This window comes from Collinsella sp. CLA-ER-H5 (assembly GCF_040092375.1).
GTDB lineage: Bacteria > Actinomycetota > Coriobacteriia > Coriobacteriales > Coriobacteriaceae > Collinsella.
In genome coordinates this window covers 1-1,449 of the sequence record NZ_JBBNLR010000041.1, presented here as the reverse complement: position 1 = coordinate 1,449, position 1,449 = coordinate 1, and the positions used below count along the sequence as shown (strand labels likewise).

At 63.1% G+C, this 1,449-nt stretch carries 2 protein-coding genes; both read left to right on the top strand.

Going from position 1 to position 1,449, the window contains the following annotated elements; translation table 11 throughout:
* Positions 1-46: 46 nt before the first annotated feature.
* Positions 47-562, top strand: a complete 516-nt coding sequence (locus AAAX31_RS10015) for a helix-turn-helix domain-containing protein (RefSeq protein WP_117583281.1) — start codon at positions 47-49, stop codon at positions 560-562.
* Positions 559-1,410, top strand: coding sequence for an IS3 family transposase (locus AAAX31_RS10010; RefSeq protein WP_273375443.1), 852 nt, complete (start codon positions 559-561; stop codon positions 1,408-1,410). The genes AAAX31_RS10015 and AAAX31_RS10010 overlap by 4 nt, the downstream gene beginning before the upstream one ends.
* Positions 1,411-1,449 lie beyond the last annotated feature (39 nt).

Sequence of the window (1,449 nt, the reverse complement as noted above, 5' to 3'; positions counted from 1 at the left end):
TGAACTGCCTCCCATTTCTTGGACACAAGAAATGGGAGGCCTTTTTATGGCTGGAAACGCTTTGTACGACGTCGGAATGAGACTGCGAGCGGCAGAGCTGCACGACGAGGGGCACGGCCGCGCGGCGATCGCGGCCCTTCTCGGGATGCCGGAGGAAACCGTGAGAGAATGGCTGTGCACCTACAGGTCTGCTGGTATCGAGGTTCTGGCCATGATGGGAAAGAAGCACACCGCCTATTCGTTCGAGACGAAGCTGGCCGCCGTCAGGGCGGTCGTCGACGAGGGCATGACGAAGCCCGAGGCCATGGAGAAGTTCGGGATAGCCTCGCCAAGCCCTTTCAAGAAATGGCTGAAGGCGTACAGGGAGGAGGGCCCGGAGGCGCTCAGGCCAAAGCCAAGGGGGAGGCCGAGGGGGTCCGGCTCCCCGTCCGGGGAGACGACGCGCGAGCAGGAGCTCGAGCGCAGGATCAAGAGGCTCGAGGCGGAGAACGCCTACCTAAAAAAATCGATCGCCCTGAAGGCGGAGAAACGCTCTCGAACGGCGAGAAGGCCGCGGTCGTGAGCGGGCTTTCAGGGCAATACCCCCTCGCCGACCTGCTCGAGTGCGCCGGCCTGGCGAGGTCGAGCTACTACTACGCGCTGTCGCACCCGAAGGCTCCCACCAGGCCCGAGCTCTGGGAGGCCGCCGCCGAGATATTCTCGCGCACCGCCAACGGGTGCGGCCACAGGCAGATCGCCATGTGCCTGCGCGCCGAGCAGGGCGTGCGCATAGCCGACAAGACGACGCTGAAGATGATGCGCGAGATGGGCATCAGCTGCGGGATCCGCCGCGAGACCGACTACCACAGGTACAACTCGTACAGGGGCAAGGTCGGAAAGACCTTCGAGAACGTCATCGGCAGGGACTTCGCCGCCGGCGGGCCGTGGGAGAAGATGGGCACCGACGTCACCGAGTTCAAGCAGCCCTGGGGCAAGGCCTACTTCGCGCCGGTCTACGATTTCGGCAGCAAGGAGATCGTCGCCTGGTCCACGTCGCTGCATCCCAACATGGCCCAGCAGCACGAGCTGCTCGACCAGCTCGTGTCCAAGATGCCCGAGGGCTCCAGGCCGGTCCTGCACTCGGACATGGGCTGGCAGTACCAGCAGGCCGGGTGGTGCAAGCGGTTGGAGGAGGCCGGCGTGGTGCAGAGCATGTCCCGGAAGGGCAACTGCATCGACAACGGCGCGACGGAGCAGGTGTTCGGCCATATGAAGGACGAGTTCTTTCGCGGAAGAAAATGGCCCTGCTTCGAAGACTTCAAGAGGGACCTGGACGAATACATCATCCATTGGAACACGAGAAGGAGGCAGGTTAAACTGAAGGGACTGACCCCGGAGGAATTCCGGAATCAGTCCCTATGTGCGGCGTAGGCCGCTTATTAGCCCGTCCAAGAATTGGGGCGCAGTTCA